This window comes from Mycobacterium sp., assembly GCF_049280035.1.
Taxonomy (GTDB): Bacteria; Actinomycetota; Actinomycetes; order Mycobacteriales; family Mycobacteriaceae; genus Mycobacterium.
Genome location: NZ_JBAPPI010000668.1, coordinates 1 through 2,329 on the forward strand (window position 1 = coordinate 1; position 2,329 = coordinate 2,329).

The window sequence follows — 2,329 nt, forward strand, 5'->3', positions numbered from 1 at the left end:
TCCCTATTGGGCCCAAACCCCTGTCGCTGCAACGACATTGCGCTGGTCAGTGTGCGATCGAGAATCCCGCGGGCACGCGACACGGACGCGGGTTCTGGCCGCCCCCACCTGACCCACGCATCAACAAGACCGTCGAAAACCGCGCGCACGTAGGCCAGATCCTCGGCCGACACATCCATCACGCGCCGTCCTCATTGCTTGATTCGACACCGGGCGTCGTCCGGCGGCGGCTCGCTTCCTCGAGGCGCGGCCGCAGTGCCGCACGGAGCCTCTCAAGATCAGCCTGAAAGCTAATTTCTTCGGGTGTGGGGTCAGGTGTCACCGGTTTTCTCCTGATTCTTCTTGAAACGGGCGCTGAGCCAACTCCTGCACCAGCGGCAACATTTTGAACTGCTTAAAACCATGTGAGCGGGCCCATTTCACCCGGGCAATCTCCCAATCCAACTTGGACTCCCAGCCGTCCTCCCGGCGGTAGGTGGCCAGGTGCGGCGGCCAATCCGGCTCATCATTTCGTTCACGTCTCTTAGCCATTCCGTTTATCTCCTTCTGTGAATTCCTGCACCGACGCCAACTGGCCCCGCCGAGCCGGCGCCTTACGCCACCTCGCATCAGCGGACTGTTTAGCCGCAGCCGAACGCCGGCGCCCCACTACCTCACCCTCCAGGGGCAACCCCAAAGCGACGACAAGCTGGTCGCACAGCTTGCGGTGAGCCGCGATCGCGGCCAAAAGTGGATTTACACGCGGCTGATTTCGGCTTCCCATGACGACGGTGCCCATCTCGGCCAGATCCGCCTTCATGGCTGCCAACTCGTCAACGGTCAAACAGAGCTGCTTGAGCAATGCCGTCTCGGCGGCGTTAAGCTCGGACTCGGCGAGGACATCGCGCCACAGTTTCTTGCCCTCGGCCTGCAGGTCTTTCGGCGCAGAAGGCGGCCGATTATTACCCGTTTCCATCGCTAAATCCCTCCTTACTATTAGACACGGCAGCCTAAAAACCCAGGCCGCTGTACAAAATGCCGAGGTCGCTGTACAAACAGATCGCCGCATGCTCTGACCAGCAAGTTTGGAGGCTACCTTGGTGCCATTATGTCTGTTTGGACTTTTGCATACCCCCTGGTCAGAGGTCTTTTTATGTGTTACCGACCTGGCGTCCGTCCTGGCGTCCGCGTTTGCGCAGGTCAGGACGCTGGGCGATGTTAGGTTACGCGGAACGGTGTTTGGTTTGTTATTAGACACGATCGGTGGTAACACATACCGGCTGCGGCGCTCATGTGTCCCACCTCAGTAGGAACTCCTGGATCAGAGCGGACAGCTCGAGCCGGGCCAGGTGCATGCCGAGGCAGCGGTGCGGGCCGGCGCCGAAGCTCAGGTGGCTGTGCGCCTTGCCGTCGCTGAGTGGTTCGACGCCGGCTGCGGGGCTGGCTGCGCCGATGAAGAGGCTAATCGTTGTGTTGGGCGGCAATTCGAGGCCGGCGATGCTGGTGTGGGTTGTGGTGGTGCGTCCGACTAGTGGCGTGGCGGGATAGTAGCGGATCATCTCCTCGACGCATGCGCGCATGAGGTTGGGTTGTTGGCGTAACTGTTGCCGTAACGCCGGCCGTTGGGAGAGATTGAAAAGTGTGAAGATGGCTGTGGCGGAGATGGTTTCGATGCCTGCGGCTATAAGTAGGTGACTGAAGCCGAATAGCTCGTCGTCGGTGAAGGTGCCGCATAGTTGTCCGATGACGCCGTTGGGGGATGCTTGCGGCAGCGCGCCGCGTACGTATTCGGCGAATGCGGTTAGGGATCCAGGGTCGCCGTGGTGGAGCATGTGCGCGACGTAGTCGCGGTCGCTTTGCGGCAAGCCCATCAGTTCGAGGATTGCGGCGGCGCCGTACGGGGCGCCGATCACGCGCGCGACGTTGTCACCGTTGGCTGTGTCGAGGGCTGTGTCGAGGATTTCGGCTGCGTATGTGCGCAGCGTCGGCGTCATGGCTTTCATTGCTGCGGGCCCGAAGAGTGGCGCCAAAATCTGTCGGTAGCGGGTGTGCTCGGGCGGCTCGACTTCAAGCGGAGGGCGCGTCAGGCCGGCGAAAAATGGTCGATGTGCGAACTTGTCGGTGTCGCGGAGAACGGTGAGGATATCGTTGCGGTCGGTGAATATGTAACCGTCGTCGACCGTCTTCACGATGGGCGACCAGTTGATCCGCCCCCACTTGTGGGAGTTTTCCATCTCGAAGGCGCAGGGGCTCATGTGCGGGATGTTCACGCGCTCAACTGCTTTCGGCTGCGCGACGGCGTGACCAACCGCAGGTAAATGATCTGACGTCGGTGTTCATGGTCATGGGG

The 2,329-nt window shown here is 61.1% G+C and carries 4 protein-coding genes; all 4 read right to left on the bottom strand.

Going from position 1 to position 2,329, the window contains the following annotated elements; genetic code table 11:
- On the bottom strand, positions 1-182 hold a 182-nt coding region (locus WAN71_RS21510), incomplete at its 3' end, for a hypothetical protein (protein ID WP_422227267.1).
- A gap of 136 nt (positions 183-318) precedes the next feature.
- Positions 319-531 (bottom strand): hypothetical protein, encoded by a 213-nt coding sequence (locus WAN71_RS21515; RefSeq protein WP_422227268.1) that lies wholly within the window; start codon positions 529-531, stop codon positions 319-321.
- A complete protein-coding gene (locus tag WAN71_RS21520) occupies positions 524-955 on the bottom strand; it encodes a P27 family phage terminase small subunit (RefSeq protein ID WP_422227269.1) in 432 nt (143 codons plus the stop codon). The genes WAN71_RS21515 and WAN71_RS21520 overlap by 8 nt, the downstream gene beginning before the upstream one ends.
- Before the next feature lie 313 nt (positions 956-1,268).
- On the bottom strand, positions 1,269-2,234 hold the full coding sequence (locus WAN71_RS21525) for a cytochrome P450 (RefSeq protein ID WP_422227270.1): 966 nt from the start codon (positions 2,232-2,234) through the stop codon (positions 1,269-1,271).
- Positions 2,235-2,329 lie beyond the last annotated feature (95 nt).